This window comes from Ectopseudomonas khazarica (assembly GCF_017915135.1).
GTDB classification, from domain to species: Bacteria; Pseudomonadota; Gammaproteobacteria; order Pseudomonadales; family Pseudomonadaceae; genus Aquipseudomonas; species Aquipseudomonas khazarica.
The window spans coordinates 4,641,921-4,659,036 of sequence record NZ_CP068551.1 but is presented as its reverse complement, the minus strand read 5'-3'; the positions used below and the strand labels follow the sequence as shown (position 1 = coordinate 4,659,036).

Below are 17,116 nucleotides of genomic sequence, written 5' to 3'. Positions count from 1 at the left end.
GAGCGCAGAGGATATCGAAGATTGGCCCGGGCTGCGTGAGCCCGAGTCGATTGTCTGCTGCTTGCGGCGCTGCCTATGGCGTGGCCAGGGGGATCTGCTCGGTCAGCGCCTGGGTGGCGCGCTCCAGCAGCTCGGCGCTGTCGTGCGCCGGGCTCAGCCCGGTGCTGATCACGCCTTCCCAGAGGATGTCACCGTCCAGGTCGGTCAGGCGCAGGCGCAGCACGCCGGTCTCGTCCCGCAGGCGATGCATGGCCTGGTATGGGCCCAGAGGGTTGGGCGCGGGTGTGTCGACCTTGAACGTCAGCGGGCTGTCCTGCACAGCCAGCCAGTAGTAGACGCGCAGCTGCGGCGGTCGGCTCTGGTGATAGCCGCGGGCGGACAGGCCGTGACGCAGCAGCTGAGGTAACTGGCGATAGCGCTCGGGAAAGGGAGGCTCACCCTCCAGGCTGCGCTGTGGGTCGATCAGTTCGTAGCTGTGTTGCCCGGCGAGCGAGGCATCGGCCGGGCTGAGGATGCGCGCCTGCGGCACGTGGCTGGCGCAGGTGGCCAGCCCCAGGCACAACAGGAGCACCAGAAAGATTCGCATGCGCTGTCTCTAGCGGAGTCTGCCTGCGATGCTGGTATCTGCTGCGATCTTCGGCAACCGATCAAATGGGTGGTATCACCAGGTCCAGACGTGGGTACTCGCTGTCCCCCTCGGCGCTGCCGCGTGGCGGCACGTGCTGGGTGGTGATCAGCTGGTCGCCCTGGCAGACCTCCAGGTGGATATCGAAGCCCCACAGCCTGTGCAGGTGCTTGAGCACTTCCTCGGTGGAATCGCCCAGTGGCTTGCGGTCGTGCTGCTGGTGGCGCAGGGTCAGCGAGCGGTCGCCGCGTCGGTCGATGTTCCAGATCTGCACGTTGGGCTCGCGGTTGCCCAGGTTGTACTGCGCGGCGAGCAGTTCGCGGATGGTGCGGTAGCCGGACTCGTCGTGAATGGCCGGCACCAGCAACTCGTCCTTCTGGTCGTCGTCGAGGATGCCGAACAGCTTGAAGTCGCGGATCACCTTGGGCGAGAGGAACTGCAGGATGAAGCTCTCGTCCTTGAAGCTGGTCATGGCGAACTTGAGGGTGGTCAGCCAGTCGCTGCCGGCGATGTCGGGGAACCAGTGCTTGTCCTCGTCGGTGGGCTCCTCGCAGATGCGGCGGATGTCACGGTACATGGCGAAGCCCAGGGCATAGGGGTTGATGCCACTGTAGTAGGGGCTGTCGAATGGCGGCTGGTAGACCACGCTGGTGTGCGACTGCAGGAACTCCATCATGAAGCCGTCGGTGACCAGGCCCTCGTCGTACAGGTCGTTCATCAGCGTGTAGTGCCAGAAGGTGGCCCAGCCTTCGTTCATCACCTGAGTCTGGCGTTGCGGGTAGAAGTACTGGGCGATCTTGCGCACGATGCGGATCACCTCGCGCTGCCAGGGCTCCAGCAGCGGCGCGTGTTTCTCCAGGAAGTAGAGGATGTTTTCCTGCGGTTCGGCCGGGAAGCGCTTGCTGTCCTTCTCGCCGCCTTTGTCGGCGCTGCGCGGGATGGTGCGCCAGAGGTCGTTGATCTGTTTCTGCAGGTGCTCTTCGCGGTCCTTCTGGCGCTTGCGCTCCTCCTCGGCGGAGATCGGATAGGGCCGCTTGTAGCGGTCGACGCCGTAGTTCATCAGGGCATGGCAGGAGTCGAGCAGCTCCTCCACCGCGTCGATGCCGTAGCGCTCCTCGCACTGCATGATGTACTGCTTGGCGAACACCAGGTAATCGATGATCGAGCTGGCATCGGTCCAGGTGCGGAACAGGTAGTTGCCCTTGAAGAAGCTGTTGTGGCCGTAGCAGGCATGGGCGATCACCAGCGCCTGCATGCAGATGGTGTTCTCCTCCATCAGGTAGGCGATGCACGGGTCGGAGTTGATCACGATCTCGTAGGCCAGGCCCATCTGCCCGCGCTTGTAGCCTTTCTCGGTGGCGAGGAAGTGCTTGCCGTAGGACCAGTGGTGGTAGCCCAGCGGCATGCCGACCGAGGCGTAGGCATCCATCATCTGTTCGGCGGTGATGACTTCGATCTGGTTCGGGTAGGTGTCCAGCGCATAGCGTTCGGCGATGCGCGAGATTTCGCGGTCATAGGCGCGAATCAGCTCGAAGGTCCATTCCGAACCGGTGGACAGCGGTTCACGTTTCTTGGCAGTGGCACTCATGACTCGGCCCTCAGCTCACCAGACGACGCTGGAAGAGTTCGCGGAACACCGGGTAGATGTCCGCTGCGGAAACCAGTTGCTGCTGGGCGAAGCTGTCGGCGAACGCCTCGGCCACTTGCTCGTACTCGAACCACAGCGCCTGGTGCTCGCGTGGGGTGATCTCGACGTAGGTGAAGTACTGCACGAACGGCATGATCTGATTGATCAATATATCCCGGCAGATCGGCGAATCATCGTTCCAGTTGTCGCCGTCCGACGCCTGGGCGGCGTAGATGTTCCACTCGTTGATCGGGTAGCGCTCGGCCATCACTTCCTGCATCAGTTTCAGGGCACTGGAGACGATGGTGCCGCCTGTCTCGCGGGAATAGAAGAACTCCTCCTCGTCCACTTCCTTGGCACTGGTGTGGTGGCGGATGAACACCACGTCGATCTTGTCGTAGTTGCGCTTGAGGAACAGGTACAGAAGGATGAAGAAGCGCTTGGCGATGTCCTTGGTGGCCTGGGTCATGGAGCCGGACACGTCCATCAGGCAGAACATCACGGCCTTGGAGCTGGGGTTGGGCTGCTTGGTCAGCAGGTTGTACTTGAGGTCGAAGGTGTCGAGGAAGGGCACGCGGTGGATGCGCGCGCTGAGGCGCTCTATCTCCGCCTCCACTTCCTGGATGTCGCCGAAGTTGTCCGGTTCTTCGCGGCGCAGGCGCTCCAGTTCGGCCTTGGCCTCGCGCAGCTTGGCGCGGCTTGAGCCGGATAGCGCGATGCGCCGGGCGTGGGCCGAGCGCAGGGTACGCACGATGTTGATGCGCGACGGGTTGCCTTCGTTGCTGATGCCGGCGCGGACGGTCTTGAAGGTTTCGGCCCCGGTGAGGTGGCGCTTGACCAGATTGGGCAGTTCCAGGTCCTCGAACATGAAGTCGAGAAACTCCTCCTGGGTGATCTGGAAGACGAACTCGTCCATGCCCTCGCCGGAGTTGCTCGCCTTGCCGCTGCCACGGCCACCACCACCGCCCTGCGGCCGGGGGATGCGTTCGCCGGTGGTGAATTCCTTGTTGCCGGGGTGGACGATGGTCTGCTTGCCACCGCGCCCATGGTGCAGCACCGGCTCGTCGATGTCGCGGCCGGGAATGCTGATCTGCTCGCCATGCTCCATGTCGGTGATGGAGCGCCGGCTGACGGCTTCCTCCACCGCCTTCTTGATGTGCTCACGGTAACGCCGCAGGAAACGCTGGCGGTTCACCGTGCTCTTGTTCTTGCCATTCAGGCGCCGGTCGATCACATAGCTCATAGGCCCCTCCGGGGCTGCTTCAAGCTGCAAGCCACAAGCTGCAAGCAAGCGCCGGGCGACCAGCGCTTGCGTTCGTTCCGCCAGCTCGAAGCCTGGCGCTTGCCGCTGCCGTTATTGCGATTTGCGAACCCGCAGGTACCACTCCGACAGCAGGCGCACCTGCTTCTCGGTGTAGCCACGCTCGACCATGCGTTTGACGAAGTCGTTGTGCTTCTGCTGTTCCTCCTTGCTGCCCTTGGCGTTGAAGCTGATGACCGGGAGCAGGTCCTCGGTGTTGGAGAACATCTTCTTCTCGATGACCACACGCAGCTTCTCGTAGCTGAGCCAGGTGGGGTTCTTTCCGTTGTTGTTGGCGCGGGCGCGCAGCACGAAGTTGACGATCTCGTTGCGGAAATCCTTCGGATTGCTGATGCCCGCCGGCTTCTCGATTTTCTCCAGCTCCTCGTTGAGGGCCACGCGATTGAGGATTTCGCCGGTTTCCGGATCGCGGTACTCCTGGTCCTGAATCCAGAAGTCGGCGTACAGCACGTAACGGTCGAAGATGTTCTGCCCGTACTCGCTGTAGGACTCCAGGTAGGCGGTCTGGATCTCCTTGCCGATGAACTCGATATAGCGCGGCGCCAGGTACTCCTTGATGTAGCGCAGGTAGCGCTCGCGCACTTCGGCCGGGAACTGTTCCTGCTCGATCTGCTGCTCCAGCACGTAGAGCAGGTGCACCGGGTTGGCGGCCACCTCGTGCGGGTCGAAGTTGAACACCTTGGAGAGAATCTTGAAGGCGAAGCGCGTCGACAGGCCGTTCATGCCCTCGTCGACGCCGGCGGCGTCGCGGTATTCCTGGATCGACTTGGCTTTCGGGTCGGTGTCCTTGAGGTTCTCGCCGTCGTAGACGCGCATCTTCGAGTAGATGTTGGAGTTTTCCGGCTCCTTCAGGCGGCTGAGCACGGAGAACTGGGCCAGCATCTTCAGGGTGTCCGGCGCGCAATGGGCCTTGGCCAGCGAGCTGTTGATCAGCAGTTTGTCGTAGATGCGCACCTCATCGCTGACGCGCAGGCAGTACGGCACCTTGACGATATAGATGCGGTCGATGAAGGCCTCGTTGTTCTTGTTGTTGCGGAAGCTGTGCCACTCGGACTCGTTGGAGTGGGCCAGCAGGATGCCGCTGTAGGGAATGGCGCCGAGGCCCTCGGTGCTGTTGTAGTTGCCCTCCTGGGTGGCGGTGAGCAGCGGGTGCAGCACCTTGATCGGTGCCTTGAACATCTCGACGAACTCCATCAGGCCCTGGTTGGCCCGGCACAGCGCGCCCGAGTAGCTGTAGGCGTCGGCGTCGTTCTGCGGGAAGTCCTCCAGCTTGCGGATGTCCACCTTGCCGACCAGCGCGGAGATGTCCTGGTTGTTCTCGTCGCCCGGCTCGGTCTTGGCCACGGCGATCTGGTTGAGGATCGACGGGTAGAGCTTGACCACGCGGAACTGGCTGATGTCGCCGCCGAATTCCTGCAGGCGCTTGGTCGCCCAGGGCGACATGATCGAGCTGAGGTAGCGGTGCGGGATGCCGTAGTCCTCCTCGAGGATCGCGCCGTCCTCGGTGGCATTGAACAGCCCCAGGGGCGATTCGAATACCGGTGAGCCTTTGATGGCGTAGAAGGGCACCTTCTCCATCAGTTGCTTGAGCTTTTCGGCCAGCGACGACTTGCCGCCGCCCACCGGGCCCAGCAGATAGAGGATCTGTTTCTTCTCTTCCAGGCCCTGCGCCGCATGGCGGAAGTAGGAGACGATCTGGTCGATGCACTCTTCCATGCCGTGGAAGTCGGCGAAGGCCGGGTAACGACGGATGACCTTGTTGGAAAAGATTCTGGACAGTCGCGAGTTGCTCGAGGTGTCGAGCAGCTCGGGTTCGCCGATGGCCATCAGCAGGCGCTCGGCCGCAGTGGCGTAGGCGCTGCGATCCTGCTTGCACAGTTCGAGGTACTCCTGCAGCGAGTACTCCTCCTGGCGGGTCGCCTCGAAACGCTGTTGGAAGTGACTGAAAATACTCATGACTTCACCTCGCTCGATGCTGAAAGCTGGCTCGGGATCGGTCGTGCGTACAGGTGCTGGGTAACCCCGGCTCAGAGACAAGTCGGGAAGAATCCCCCAAAACCTAAAAGTCGTTACCGATGGCCCGATGCCGGTTGACCGGCTCTACCTTCAGTGGGATGGCCTGAGTAACAGGATAGTTCGTTCTGCGAATGGTCAAGGGCGGGACAACGATAACTGAATGTTACCGTGCCTCGGGAAGTGGCGGCAGGCCAGAGCGGGCGGGGCTTGCCGCTGGGCGAAATTTATTCTTCGACGCTTTGCGCGGTTTCGTCCGGGTAGGTGGCGCGCCACAGCTCGAAACCACCGTCGAGGCTGTAGACGTCGGAGAAGCCCTGGCCGACCAGATAGGCGGCGGCGCCCTGGCTGGAGTTGCCGTGGTAGCAGGAGACGATCAGCGGTGCATCCAGGTCTGCATGGGTGATGAAGTCATGCAGCGAGTGGTTGTCCAGGTGACGCGAGCCGCTGATGTGGCCGTTGGCGAAGCTGTGCGGGTCGCGGATGTCGACCACCACGGCGCCCTGGGCGCGCAGTTCTTGTGCCTGTTGCGGGGAGATTCGCTTGAATTCGCTCATGTTCGGGGCCTTTGCGTGATTCGTGGGAGCGCTGCTGGCGCTCATGCCTTGGGGCAGGTGCAGCGATGGAGTTCGCCGCTGTCGACGTCGAGCAGGGTCATCGCACCGCCCCAGACGCAGCCGGTGTCGAGGGCATGCAGGCCGGGTTCCCGGCAGTTGCCTTCCAGTGCGGCCCAGTGGCCGAAGATGATCTTCTCGCCGCGCATCTTGCGCTGTGGATGGCTGAACCAGGGGGCGAAGCCGGGGGGCGCATTGCCGATGCCTTCCTTGGTCTTCAGGTCCAGGGTGCCGTCGGCGGTGCAGAAGCGCATGCGGGTGAAGTAGTTGGTGATCACCCGCAGGCGCGTCACGCCACTCAGCTCCCGGTTCCACTTTGCCGGCTCGTTGCCGTACATGCCGTCGAGAAACAGCGGCAGGCGCGCGTCATCGCGCAGGACTTCCTCGACCTCGGCCGCGCGGCGCAGGGCCTTGCTCAGGGTCCATTGCGGCGGAATGCCGGCATGCACCAGGGTGACCTGGCGTTCGGCGTCGTGGTGTACCAGTTTCTGCAGGCGCAGCCAGTCGAGCAGGTCGGCGCGGTCCGGGGCGTCGAGGATCTCGCGCAGGGTGTCGCCCTTCTTCAGGCGCTCGATATTGTGCGCCACGGCCAGCAGGTGCAGGTCATGGTTGCCTAGGACGCAGGTCACGGCCTGGCGGATGCTATAGAGGAAACGCAGGGTCTCCAGCGACTGCGGGCCACGGTTGACCAGGTCGCCGACCAGCCAGAGGCGGTCCCTGGTCGGGTCGAAGGCGACTCGTTCGAGCAGGCATTGCAGCGGTTTCAGGCAGCCCTGCAGATCACCCACGGCATACACGGCCATCAGTGCAGGGCTCCCGGCATTGCCAGGCGGAAGGGGGCGATGATGGCGTCGAAGCGTTTGCCGTCCTCGGCGAGCATCTGGTAGCTGCCCTGCATGGTACCCACCTGCGTGGCCATGACCGTGCCACTGCTGTAGGTGTGGCTGGCGCCCGGCGCGATGTGCGGCTGCTGGCCGATGACGCCGGCGCCGCGCACTTCCTGCACGCGGCCGTCGCCGTCGGTGATGATCCAGTGGCGCGACAGCAGCTGCGCCGGCAACTCGCCGTTATTGACGATGGTCACCTTGTAGGAGAACGCGTACCGGCTCTGCTCCGGCTGCGATTGCGCGGGCAGGTAGCGAGTGGTGACGCTGACGTCGATCTGATAACGAGGGTCGGACATGCAGGAAACCCGTTGAGCGTGATTGCAGTTTAGTCCTGAGCCGCGCCGGGCTGCAGGGCCAGCTGGTCGGCCAGGCGGACGAAGGCGGCCAGGTCCAGCTGTTCGGGGCGCAGGCTGCCGTCCACCCCGGCGGCCTCGATGGCCTCGGCCGGCAGCAGCTGCTTGAGCGTGTTGCGCAGGGTCTTGCGGCGCTGGTTGAAGGCCTCGCGGACGACGCGCTCCAGCAGGCGATGGTCCTTGGCCGGGTGCGGCAAGGTCTCATGCGGGACCAGGCGCACGATGGCCGAGTCGACCTTCGGCGGCGGATTGAAGGCGCCGGGGCCGACGTTGAACAGATGCTCCACGCGGCAGTGGTACTGCACCATGATCGACAGGCGGCCCCAGTCACCGCCGCCAGGACCGGCGGCCATGCGCTCGACCACTTCCTTCTGCAGCATGAAGTGCATGTCGCGAATCAGTGGCGCGTTGTCCAGCAGGTGGAAAATCAGCGGCGTGGAGATGTTGTAGGGCAGGTTGCCGACCACGCGCAGGCTGTGCGGCGCGGCCTCGAGGCGGGAAAAGTCGAACTTCAGCGCATCGCCCTGATTCAGGCGAAAGCGCGGGTTGTCGCCGAACTTGTTCTGCAGGATGGGAATCAGGTCGAGGTCCAGCTCGATCACATCGAGTTGCGCGCCGCTGCCCAGCAGGCCTTCGGTCAGGGCGCCCTGGCCCGGGCCGATCTCCAGCAGGCGCTCGCCTTCCTTGGCGCGGATGGCGCGCAGGATACGGTCGATCACGCCGGCATCATGCAGGAAGTTCTGGCCGAAGCGCTTGCGCGCGCGGTGTTGGTATTCGGACATGGAGCAGCTCCAGGCTTCAAGCTGCAAGCGTCAAGCAAGAGCGTAAAGCGAAAAGGTAAAGAGGAGAAGCTTATCAGCTGGGGCCGCCCCCGGCATCCATGCGGACGGCTTGAGCCTTCAACTTGCAGCTTGTGGCTTGCCGCCCCTGGCTGCTGCCATCTGGTAGGCAGTTTGCAGGGCGACCTGCAGGCTGCCGATGTCCACCTTGCCAGTGCCGGCCAGGTCGAGCGCGGTGCCATGGTCCACCGAGGTGCGGATGATCGGCAGCCCCAGGGTGACGTTCAGCGCGGCGCCGAAGCCCTTGAACTTGAGCACCGGCAGGCCCTGATCGTGATACATGGCCAGCACCGCGTCGGCCTGGTCCAGGTACTTGGGGGTAAACAGGGTGTCGGCTGGCAACGGGCCGATGAGGTTCATGCCCTCGGCACGCAGGCGCTGCAGCGTCGGCTCGATGATGTCGATCTCCTCGCGGCCCAGGTGGCCGCCTTCGCCGGCGTGCGGATTGAGCCCGCAGACCAGGATGCGCGGCGCGGCGATGCCGAACTTGCTGCACAGGTCGGCGTGCAGGATGCGGGTGACACGCTCCAGGCGCTCCGCGGTGATCGCGGCCGCGACATCCTTGAGCGGCAGGTGGGTGGTGACCAGGGCCACGCGCAGGCCGTGGGTCGCCAGCATCATCACCACCTGCGAGGTCTGGGTGAGGTCGGCGAGAAACTCGGTGTGGCCGGAGAAGGCGATGCCCGCCTCGTTGATCACGCCCTTGTGCACGGGGGCCGTGATCATCCCGGCGAAGGTGCCATCCAGGCAGCCCTGGGCTGCGCGGGTGAGGGTCTGCAGGACATAGCTGGCGTTGGCAGGTGCCAGCTTGCCCGGTTCTGCGGCGACGGCCAGGGGCGTGTCCCAGACATACAGGCTGCCCGCCGCTGCGGGAGCGTCCGGCCATCGCTGCGGCTCGACCGCCAGCAGCTCGATGGACAGGCCCAGCTGCCTGGCGCGCTCGGCCAGCAGTTCACGGCTGGCGATCGCCACCAGTGGCGCCGGTTGCGCCTCGCGTGCCAGCAGCAGGCAGAGGTCGGGGCCGATGCCGGCTGGCTCACCTGGGGTGAGGGCAAAGCGGGGGAGCGTCATGGCGGATCTCTGTGCGGGCGACGGGGCGTCAGTGTACGCCGCCGGGCCGATAACGAAAAAGCCCGGCACAGGGCCGGGCTCGTTCAGACAGCGTCGCTGTTACAGCTTGGTCTCGACGTAGGCTTCGTCGCGGATCTGGCGCAGCCAGGCCTGCAGCTCTTCGTCGTACTTGCGGTTGCGCAGCAGGTTGGCGGCCTGTTGCTCACGGAACTGCTCGCTGGTGTCGGTAGCGCGACGGCCCAGCACCTGCAGCACGTGCCAGCCGTAGGGGCTCTTGAACGGCTTGGACAGTTCGCCGCTCGGCGTGTCATTCATGACCTTGCGGAACTCGGGCACCAGCGCGTTCGGGTCGATCCAGTTGAGATCGCCACCGTTGAGGGCGGAACCCGGATCTTCCGAGAAGTTCTTCGCCAGGTCGGCGAAGTCTTCCCCTGCGAGGATGCGCTGATAGAGGCGCTCGACCAGGCGACGGGTCTCGGCTTCGCTACGGATTTCGCTCGGCTTGATCAGGATGTGGCGCACATGTACTTCGTCACGTACCTGGGTGTCACCGCCACGCTTTTCGGTCAGCTTGAGAATGATGAAGCCGCCGGGCGTACGTACCGGCTCGGTCACTTCGCCCGGGCTGAGGGCGCTGACCATGCTGTCGAACGGCGGTGGCAGCTGGCCGGCCTTGCGCCAGCCCATCTCGCCGCCTTCCAGGGCGTTCTCGCTGGCCGAGCGAGCCACGGCCAGCTGGGCGAAGTCCGCACCCTGTTGCAGTTGCTGATACAGCTCCTGCGCCTGGCGGTCGGCAGCCTGGATCTCGCTGGACGATGCGCCTTCGGATACCGGAATGAGGATGTTGGCCAGGCGGAATTCTTCCGACAGCTGCATCTTGCCCAGGTCGGAGGCGAGGAAGTTCTGCACTTCCTGGTCGGTGACCTGGATGCGCTCGGCGACGCGACGCTGGCGTACACGGCTGATGATCATCTCGCGGCGCACCTGGTCACGGGCGTCGTCGTAGGACAGGCCGTCACGCGCCAGTGCCTGGCGGAACTGCTCCAGGGACATGCCGTTGCGCTGGGCGATGGTGCCCATGGCCTGGTTCAGCTCCTCGTCGGTGATGCGAATGCCGGAGCGTTCGCCGATCTGCAGCTGAATGTTCTCGATGATCAGGCGCTCGAGCACCTGCTGGCTGAGCACGTGCTCGGGCGGCAGGGTGCCGCCACGCTTGTCGATGGTCTGCTGGACTTCGTGCAGACGCGCGTCGAGCTGGCTCTGCATGACCACGTCGTTGTCGACGATGGCCACGACGCGATCCAGCGGGCGAACCTGGGCCTGAGCCGTTGCCGCCAGCAGTGCTGCGCCCAACAGCAGGGGGCGCAGGCAATCAGAAAGCTTGGTCTTCACGTTCACGGTAACCTTGAATGCCTTGGTCGAGGAAAGATTCCACCTTGTTGCCTACGACACCGCCGAGGCCCTTGAGGACGATCTGCAGGAAGATGCCGCGGTCCGCCTCGTCGTTGCGCGAGGGGTCGAGGCTGACTTCGTCGTAGTCGATCCAGTAGCGGTTGATCAGGCGCAGCTTCCAGCAGCAACTGTCGTACTCGAAACCACCGAAGGCTTCGAGGGTGCGGTTGCGGCCGTAGTCGTACTGCCAGCGCGAGATCAGGCTCCACTGCGGAGCCAGCGGCCAGATGACGGAGAAGTCATGCTGGTCGATCTTGTAGTAGTCCTTGATGTAGTTCGGGTTCGGCGTGCCATCGGCAAGGGTCGGGTTGCCGTAGTCCGGGTTGGTGGTCCAGGTGCCGCTGTCACGGTCGTAGCGCACGGTGTCGTTACGATAGCGGTAGCCGAAGTTGACCACCTTGTTCGGGTTGGCTTCCGGCTGGTAGTGGAACATCGCGCTGCCCGAGCGGGTAGCGTGCTGGTCCGGGTCCCAGTTGAAGGTCGAGGAAAAGCGCCAGTCGCGGTTGAAGCGATACAGGTACTCCAGGGCGTACGGCGACACGTCGGCGCTCGACTCGGCGCGGGCGCGGTAATCGATACCGGCCAGCTGTACCTTGCGGTCTTCGAAGTAGAAGGCCTGGCCGATGCTGACGCGCTGGCGCTCGAAGCCGTTCGGCTCGATCCAGCTACTGGTCAGGCCCAGCGACAGCTTGTTCTCGTCACCGATGCGATCCTTGCCGCTGAAGCGGTTTTCGCGCCACAGCGAGGCGTAGCTGAAGGTCGGTTCGCCGGTGTCGAAGGTCGGGATGTCGGTCTGGTCTTCTTCCGGTACGTAGAGGTAGAACGCACGCGGTTCGAGGGTCTGACGGAAGTCCTTGCCGAACAGCTGGGTGTTGCGGTCGAAGTACAGGCCACTGTCTACGCTGAACAGACCGACACCGCGGCTTTGTGTGCCCTTGTATTCCTGCTCGGCCAGCAACGTATTCTTACCCTGCTGATCCAGGCTGATGTCGTAGTTGGTCTGGAAGTACTTGACCTGCGGCTTGAGGAAGCCCCAGGACCAGTTCAACGGCAAGCTGACGCCCGGCTCCAGATGCAGGCGCTCACCGGTAGCGCGTTCGAGGCCCTGGATGCGGGTGTCATACCAGCTTTGTTCAGCAACGCCGTCCTTGTTGATGAAGGTGCCAGAGCGCAGATTGCGATCAAAGCGCACGTATTCGGCGCCATAGGTGAAATCCAGGCCACCCGGATTGAAGGGCAGTTTGCCGTCCAGGGTGATCTGCGGCAGGCGATCATACGGCGTCACGTCAGTGATGTTGGCCAGCTCGTAGGCATGCAGGTTCAGGCGCGCGGTGTAGCTGTCGCCACGATAGCTCAGCGTGCCGCGCTGATTGACGTAGGTCTGCTTGTCGATACCCAGGTCGGTATCCAGGTCCTGGAAGTAGTAGGGGTCGCTGATATCGGTGTAGTCGACTTCAGCCAGCAAGCGCGAATTCAGGCCCTGCTTGTGCTGCCAGCTGTACATCCAGCGCTGGTCTTCGTACTCGGACTGCAGCTTGCGCTCGTCTTCGCTGTCGTTCAGCCAGGCGCCGCCGACCTGACCCTCGCTGCTTTCCGTCAGATAGCGGAACTCGCCTTCCATCAACAGGCCACGCTTGGCCATGTAGGTGGGGTAGAGGGTGGCGTCGTAGTTCGGCGCGAGGTTGAAATAATAGGGTGTCTGCAGCGAGAAACCATTGTCGCTCGAGGTGCCGAAGCTGGGCGGCAGGAAGCCGGACTGGCGACGGTCGTCGATCGGGAAGTAGATGTACGGCGTGTAGAACACCGGAATGTCCTTGACCCGCAGCGTCACGTTGGTCGCGGTGCCGAAGCCGGTCGCCGGGTTCAGGGTGACGTTGTTGCCTTTCAGGTGCCAGGCATTGTCACCCGGCTCGCAGCGGGTGTAAGTGCCGTCCTTGAGGCGGATGATCGCGGTTTCTTCGCGTTTGGCGTAGAGCGCGCTGCCGCGTACGCGGGCCTGGTGCATGACGTACTCGGCGTTGTCGATCTTGGCTTCGCCGTTATCGAGCTGCAGCTCGGCGCGGTCGCCGACGACCAGCGTACCCTTGTCGCGCAGGCGTACGTTGCCGACCAGTTCGCCGCGATTTTCCGTCTGGTGCAGGCTGGCCTCGTCGGCTTCGACCTGCAGGCCGGACTGACGCAACACCACGTCGCCAGCGAGGGTGGCGATCTGCTTTTCCTGCTCGAAACGCGAAGCCTTGGCCGACACGTACATCGGCGCCTCTCTCAGCGGCGTGGTGTCATCCATGCCTGGACGCAAGGGCTCGACATAGGCGCCTGCGCAGTACGGACCGGTTTCGGCCAGCTGCGCGGCGGTCAACTTGTCACGCGGGACCCAGTCCAGGTGGCTGTAGTCGGCACTGCGCGAGGCAAGTGCACGGCCCGCGCTTTCGGTGACCAGCACCGCGGCGGCGTCCTGCTTGGCGACGGCCTCGCTGGTCGTACCTGCGGTCGTGCCGGCAGTCGCGCTGACCGCGTTGCGGCTGTGCTGCGGGCGAGGTGGCAGGGCACTGGCGGCTGTCTTCGGCGCACAAGCCCAGCCGCCCGTGGGCGACACCTGGCAATCGTATTGCTCGGCGGCAAAGGACTGTAGGCTGAACACGGGCTGTAGGGCCAGAAAGCTGCCGGTAACCAGCAGTGGAAATTTCTTGCGGAACGCGGGGTGTTTTACTGCCATCTTGTTAGTCCGGGCTTCCTGCGCGCTATCGGCCCGGGGGCCGCACGCCTCTCGATGGGCTGAAAAAGATGCTGGATAATAAAGCATGACCCGCGCAACGGCTAGCGCCGTCGGAGACCCCTTGATGTCTGAACACGATGTACGTCTGCAACAACTGCACGCCTGGCTCGCCGGGCAACTGCCAAAGCTGTTCGCCGAGCGCGGCTGGGGAGCGGTACCGCCCGCCGAACTGAGCCCCGCCAGCAGCGACGCCAGCTTCCGGCGTTACTTCCGCTGGCAAGCGGGCGAGCGCAGCCTGATCCTGATGGATGCGCCGCCCCCTCAGGAGAACTGCACGCCCTTCGTGCGTATCGCCGGATTGCTGGCCAGCGCCGGCGTCCATGTGCCGCAGGTACTGGCGGCCGATATCGAGCAGGGCTTTCTGGTTCTCGATGATCTGGGGCGGCAGACCTATCTGGATGTGATCGATCCGGACAACGCCGATGCGCTGTTCGACGATGCCATCGAGGCGCTGCTGCTGCAGCAGCGCCTGCCGCTCGACCAGGACCTGCCGCATTACGACGAGGTCTTGTTGCGCCGGGAACTGCAGCTGTTTCCCGAGTGGTACGTGCAGCGGCAGTTGGGGCGTGAGTTCACGGCCGAGCAGGAGGCTGCCTGGCAGCGCATCAGCCGCTGCCTGATCGACAGTGCCCTGGCGCAGCCCAAGGTGCTGGTGCACCGCGACTTCATGCCGCGCAACCTGATGCAGAGCAGTCCCAACCCTGGGGTCCTGGATTTTCAGGATGCGGTCTACGGTCCGGTGACCTACGACATCACCTGCCTGTTCAAGGATGCCTTCCTCAGTTGGCCTGAGGCGCGTGTGCAGGGCTGGCTGGAGGGCTACTGGGAGCGGGCGCGGGCGGCCGGCATTCCGGTGCAGGCGTCGCTGGAGGATTTCCTGCGTGCCAGTGACCTGATGGGGGTGCAGCGTCACCTCAAGGTCATCGGTATCTTCGCGCGCATCTGCCACCGCGACGGCAAACCCAAGTACCTCGCCGATGTGCCGCGCTTCTTCGCTTATATCCAGGCGGTGCTGGCACGCCGGCCGGAGCTGGCCGAACTCGGCGAGCTGTTCGCCAGCCTGGAGTCGGTGGAGGCCGTGGGCGCATGAAGGCGATGATTCTGGCCGCAGGCAAGGGCGAGCGACTGCGCCCGTTGACGCTGCACACGCCGAAGCCGCTGGTGCGTGCGGCCGGCGTGCCGTTGATCGAGTATCACCTGCGTGCGCTGGCGGCTGCCGGTTTCGGCGAGCTGGTGATCAACCACGCCTGGCTCGGCCAGCAGATCGAGGACCATCTCGGCGACGGCTCGCGCTTTGGCGTGAGCATCCGCTATTCGCCGGAAGGCGAGCCGCTGGAGACCGGCGGCGGTATCTTCAAGGCCTTGCCCTTGCTGGGGGATGAGCCGTTCTTGGTGGTTAATGGCGATATCTTCACCGACTACGCCTTCGCCCAGTTGCGCAAGCCGCTGGCCGGGCTGGCTCATCTGGTGCTGGTGGACAATCCCGAACACCACCTGCAGGGCGACTTCCTCCTGGCTGACGGACAGGTCTCCGACGGCCAGGGGGCTGGCGAACGTCTCACCTACAGTGGGCTGGCGGTGCTCAGTCCACAGCTGTTCGAGGGCTGTGAGCCGGGGGCGTTCAAGTTGGCACCGTTGCTGCGCCAGGCGATGGCGCGAGGGCTGGTCAGTGGCGAGCGACATGCGGGGCGCTGGATCGATGTCGGCACGCATGAGCGTCTGGCCGACGTCGAGCGCGTGCTGCAGGAGTCGCCCTAGTGCTGTGGCCGGCCACTCTGCTTGGTGCGGCAGCGGGGCTTGCCCTCGCCAGCATCCCCGGCGCATTGCTGGGTGGCCTGCTTGGTCAGGTGCTGGACCGGCGTTTGCGTCTGCAGGGGTGGGACAACCTGCGTGAGCGCCTTGGCCGGGCTACGCCTGGCGACGACCAGCTGTTGTTTCTGATGCTCGGGCGCCTGGCCAAGAGTGACGGGCGGGTGGTGCAGAGCCACATCCAGCAGGCCCGTTCGGAAATGCAGCGCCTGGGCCTGGACGAGGCGGGCCAGCGCCGCGCCATCGAGTCCTTCGCGCGCGGCAAGACCGGGCGTGACAACCTGCGCACGCCGCTGCAGCGTCAGCGCGAGCGGGCCGATGCGCTGTTGCGGGCCTGCTGGCGCATGGCCTGGGTCGACGGGCGGGTGTCGCCCAGCGAGCACGAGCTGATCCTGCTGTGGGGCAAGTGGCTCGGCTGGGACAGTGCACGCCTGGAGCGCCTGGGCGAGGAGTATGCGCCGCGCCGCAGCCAGCAGCCGGCCCCGGCGGGTGGCAGCTACCAGGAGGCGCTGCGCCTGCTCGGGGTCAGCGAGAGCAGCGAGCCCGAGCAGATCAAGCGCGCCTATCGTCGTCTGCTCAGTCGCCATCACCCGGACAAACTGGCCGGTTCCGGCGCCTCGCCAGAGCGGATTCGCGAAGCGACCGAGACCACGCGCCAGCTGCATCAGGCCTATGCGCTGATTCGTCAGCGCCGGGACCTGCGCTAGCCGCCGCTGGCACGGATGTGCAGTTGCAGCCAGCCGCGCAGGCGGCGGTACAGCTGTTCGTCCTGCACGGCCAGGTTGCCCGGCAGGGCCTTCATCGCCACCTGTATATAGGTGGGCAGCTTGGCGCGCTTGCTGGCCTGCAGGCGTTTCAGGGCGGCGCTGCGTTCGCTGGCCCGGTCCTTGTAGTAGAAGTCGCCGGTGGCCACGGGCAGCTCCGGCACCAGTTCATCCAGTGGCGGTGCGAACCCGGCGGGTAGCTCGGCTGCCACCATCAGCAGGTTGTGCACGTTGGCCGGCTTGCGCTCGTTGAGATAGCGCGCTGCCCAGTACGCCCCGCTGCCATGACCGAGCAGCACGATCTCCTTGGCCTGGCGTTGTTCGGCGAAGGCGATCGCGGCATCGATGCGCGCCATGACGCGCTCGACATGCTTCTGCCGTCGTTGCTCCGGGCTGATCTCGCGGGCTGCCGCACCTTCTGCCGGCTGGACGCTGTCGGGAGTGGCCGGCTCGGTGCTCGGCGACGTTTCCGTGCCGTCTGCCGCCGGTGGGGTCGTTTCTGTGGCTTCATCGCGCAGGGGAACGGGGTCGCCATCCGGGTCCGGCAGGGTGAGGCTCAGGCTGTGCCAGCCCGCATCGGGGAACTTGCGCCGCAACGGGCCGACGGCGGCCGCGCCGTCGGCGTTTTCCACGTCACCGGGCACCAGGATCACGACGCCACTGGGCTCTCCGACGTTGGCCGGGAGCCACAGCGCCAGGAAGCTTTCGTCGCCGGCCTGCAGCATCTGCTGCTCGCGCTTGTCCAGGCGTTGTTCCAGGGCCAGTGCTTCGCTGACGCTGCGCTCCGGCAGGGCCGGGCGCTCGTTGCCGGGCCCGGCGCCATCGGGATTTTCGCTTGCCGCTGCATCGGTGGTTTCCTGTGCCCAGATCGCGGGGCTGCAAGACAGGCAGAGTCCGAGCAGAAAGAGAGAGAGGGGACGCATCGTTCGAGCTCCTGATGATCTGCTACAGAGCCTAATGCCGGG

At 64.7% G+C, this 17,116-nt stretch carries 15 protein-coding genes; 3 read left to right on the top strand and 12 right to left on the bottom strand.

Annotation, left to right across the window (positions count from 1 at the left end; genetic code table 11):
* Positions 1 to 73 precede the first annotated feature (73 nt).
* From JLK41_RS22015 to JLK41_RS21965, 11 genes are all read right to left on the bottom strand, one after another.
* Positions 74 to 586: a DUF4136 domain-containing protein gene (locus tag JLK41_RS22015; protein WP_134676491.1), complete on the bottom strand. Its 513-nt coding sequence runs from the start codon at positions 584 to 586 to the stop codon at positions 74 to 76.
* A gap of 61 nt (positions 587 to 647) precedes the next feature.
* On the bottom strand, positions 648 to 2,213 hold the full coding sequence (locus tag JLK41_RS22010; protein ID WP_150606771.1) for a SpoVR family protein: 1,566 nt from the start codon (positions 2,211 to 2,213) through the stop codon (positions 648 to 650).
* A gap of 10 nt (positions 2,214 to 2,223) precedes the next feature.
* Positions 2,224 to 3,495, bottom strand: a complete 1,272-nt coding sequence (locus tag JLK41_RS22005) for a YeaH/YhbH family protein (RefSeq protein WP_037055025.1) — start codon at positions 3,493 to 3,495, stop codon at positions 2,224 to 2,226.
* A 111-nt stretch (positions 3,496 to 3,606) separates the two neighbouring features.
* Positions 3,607 to 5,529 carry a PrkA family serine protein kinase gene (locus JLK41_RS22000; RefSeq protein WP_037055023.1) on the bottom strand — a complete coding sequence of 641 codons (1,923 nt, stop codon included), beginning with the start codon at positions 5,527 to 5,529 and terminating at the stop codon, positions 3,607 to 3,609.
* Positions 5,530 to 5,813: 284 nt separating this feature from the next.
* On the bottom strand, positions 5,814 to 6,143 hold the full coding sequence (glpE, locus tag JLK41_RS21995) for a thiosulfate sulfurtransferase GlpE (protein WP_037055022.1): 330 nt from the start codon (positions 6,141 to 6,143) through the stop codon (positions 5,814 to 5,816).
* A 41-nt stretch (positions 6,144 to 6,184) separates the two neighbouring features.
* Positions 6,185 to 7,003: a symmetrical bis(5'-nucleosyl)-tetraphosphatase gene (locus tag JLK41_RS21990; protein WP_175254206.1), complete on the bottom strand. Its 819-nt coding sequence runs from the start codon at positions 7,001 to 7,003 to the stop codon at positions 6,185 to 6,187.
* Positions 7,003 to 7,383: a Co2+/Mg2+ efflux protein ApaG gene (gene apaG, locus JLK41_RS21985; protein WP_037055019.1), complete on the bottom strand. Its 381-nt coding sequence runs from the start codon at positions 7,381 to 7,383 to the stop codon at positions 7,003 to 7,005. The genes JLK41_RS21990 and apaG overlap by 1 nt, the downstream gene beginning before the upstream one ends.
* 29 nt (positions 7,384 to 7,412) lie before the next feature.
* The gene (gene rsmA, locus JLK41_RS21980) at positions 7,413 to 8,222 is read right to left on the bottom strand and encodes a 16S rRNA (adenine(1518)-N(6)/adenine(1519)-N(6))-dimethyltransferase RsmA (RefSeq protein ID WP_152489734.1); all 810 of its coding nucleotides are present in this window, start codon (positions 8,220 to 8,222) and stop codon (positions 7,413 to 7,415) included.
* Between the two features lie 117 nt (positions 8,223 to 8,339).
* Positions 8,340 to 9,350, bottom strand: a complete 1,011-nt coding sequence (gene pdxA / locus JLK41_RS21975; protein ID WP_210389805.1) for a 4-hydroxythreonine-4-phosphate dehydrogenase PdxA — start codon at positions 9,348 to 9,350, stop codon at positions 8,340 to 8,342.
* A 99-nt stretch (positions 9,351 to 9,449) separates the two neighbouring features.
* Positions 9,450 to 10,742 carry a peptidylprolyl isomerase gene (locus tag JLK41_RS21970; RefSeq protein ID WP_210389804.1) on the bottom strand — a complete coding sequence of 431 codons (1,293 nt, stop codon included), beginning with the start codon at positions 10,740 to 10,742 and terminating at the stop codon, positions 9,450 to 9,452.
* A complete protein-coding gene (locus JLK41_RS21965) occupies positions 10,723 to 13,518 on the bottom strand; it encodes an LPS-assembly protein LptD (RefSeq protein ID WP_210389803.1) in 2,796 nt (931 codons plus the stop codon). Before JLK41_RS21965 ends, JLK41_RS21970 begins: the two co-directional genes overlap by 20 nt.
* A gap of 124 nt (positions 13,519 to 13,642) precedes the next feature.
* Between JLK41_RS21965 and JLK41_RS21960 the strand changes: the two genes are divergently transcribed.
* From JLK41_RS21960 to JLK41_RS21950, 3 genes are read left to right on the top strand one after another with little or no spacing between them, the layout of a single operon-like run.
* On the top strand, positions 13,643 to 14,668 hold the full coding sequence (locus JLK41_RS21960; RefSeq protein WP_210389802.1) for an aminoglycoside phosphotransferase family protein: 1,026 nt from the start codon (positions 13,643 to 13,645) through the stop codon (positions 14,666 to 14,668).
* The gene (gene murU / locus JLK41_RS21955) at positions 14,665 to 15,336 is read left to right on the top strand and encodes an N-acetylmuramate alpha-1-phosphate uridylyltransferase MurU (protein ID WP_210389801.1); all 672 of its coding nucleotides are present in this window, start codon (positions 14,665 to 14,667) and stop codon (positions 15,334 to 15,336) included. Before JLK41_RS21960 ends, murU begins: the two co-directional genes overlap by 4 nt.
* Positions 15,336 to 16,094, top strand: a complete 759-nt coding sequence (locus JLK41_RS21950; protein WP_037055004.1) for a DnaJ domain-containing protein — start codon at positions 15,336 to 15,338, stop codon at positions 16,092 to 16,094. The genes murU and JLK41_RS21950 overlap by 1 nt, the downstream gene beginning before the upstream one ends.
* On the opposite strand, the gene JLK41_RS21945 is transcribed toward JLK41_RS21950, so the two are convergent.
* Positions 16,091 to 17,074: an alpha/beta hydrolase family protein gene (locus JLK41_RS21945; protein WP_210389800.1), complete on the bottom strand. Its 984-nt coding sequence runs from the start codon at positions 17,072 to 17,074 to the stop codon at positions 16,091 to 16,093. The genes JLK41_RS21950 and JLK41_RS21945 overlap by 4 nt on opposite strands.
* Positions 17,075 to 17,116: the final 42 nt, after the last annotated feature.

What these genes read in the sequence shown, in the direction of transcription:
- JLK41_RS22015 (WP_134676491.1), bottom strand. Translation starts at nt 586, where the DNA reads ATGCGAATCTTTCTGGTGCTCCTGTTGTGCCTGGGGCTGGCCACCTGC.
- JLK41_RS22010 (WP_150606771.1), bottom strand. Translation starts at nt 2,213, where the DNA reads ATGAGTGCCACTGCCAAGAAACGTGAACCGCTGTCCACCGGTTCGGAA.
- JLK41_RS22005 (WP_037055025.1), bottom strand. Translation starts at nt 3,495, where the DNA reads ATGAGCTATGTGATCGACCGGCGCCTGAATGGCAAGAACAAGAGCACG.
- JLK41_RS22000 (WP_037055023.1), bottom strand. Translation starts at nt 5,529, where the DNA reads ATGAGTATTTTCAGTCACTTCCAACAGCGTTTCGAGGCGACCCGCCAG.
- glpE (WP_037055022.1), bottom strand. Translation starts at nt 6,143, where the DNA reads ATGAGCGAATTCAAGCGAATCTCCCCGCAACAGGCACAAGAACTGCGC.
- JLK41_RS21990 (WP_175254206.1), bottom strand. Translation starts at nt 7,003, where the DNA reads ATGGCCGTGTATGCCGTGGGTGATCTGCAGGGCTGCCTGAAACCGCTG.
- apaG (WP_037055019.1), bottom strand. Translation starts at nt 7,383, where the DNA reads ATGTCCGACCCTCGTTATCAGATCGACGTCAGCGTCACCACTCGCTAC.
- rsmA (WP_152489734.1), bottom strand. Translation starts at nt 8,222, where the DNA reads ATGTCCGAATACCAACACCGCGCGCGCAAGCGCTTCGGCCAGAACTTC.
- pdxA (WP_210389805.1), bottom strand. Translation starts at nt 9,350, where the DNA reads ATGACGCTCCCCCGCTTTGCCCTCACCCCAGGTGAGCCAGCCGGCATC.
- JLK41_RS21965 (WP_210389803.1), bottom strand. Translation starts at nt 13,518, where the DNA reads ATGGCAGTAAAACACCCCGCGTTCCGCAAGAAATTTCCACTGCTGGTT.
- JLK41_RS21960 (WP_210389802.1), top strand. Translation starts at nt 13,643, where the DNA reads ATGTCTGAACACGATGTACGTCTGCAACAACTGCACGCCTGGCTCGCC.
- murU (WP_210389801.1), top strand. Translation starts at nt 14,665, where the DNA reads ATGAAGGCGATGATTCTGGCCGCAGGCAAGGGCGAGCGACTGCGCCCG.
- JLK41_RS21945 (WP_210389800.1), bottom strand. Translation starts at nt 17,074, where the DNA reads ATGCGTCCCCTCTCTCTCTTTCTGCTCGGACTCTGCCTGTCTTGCAGC.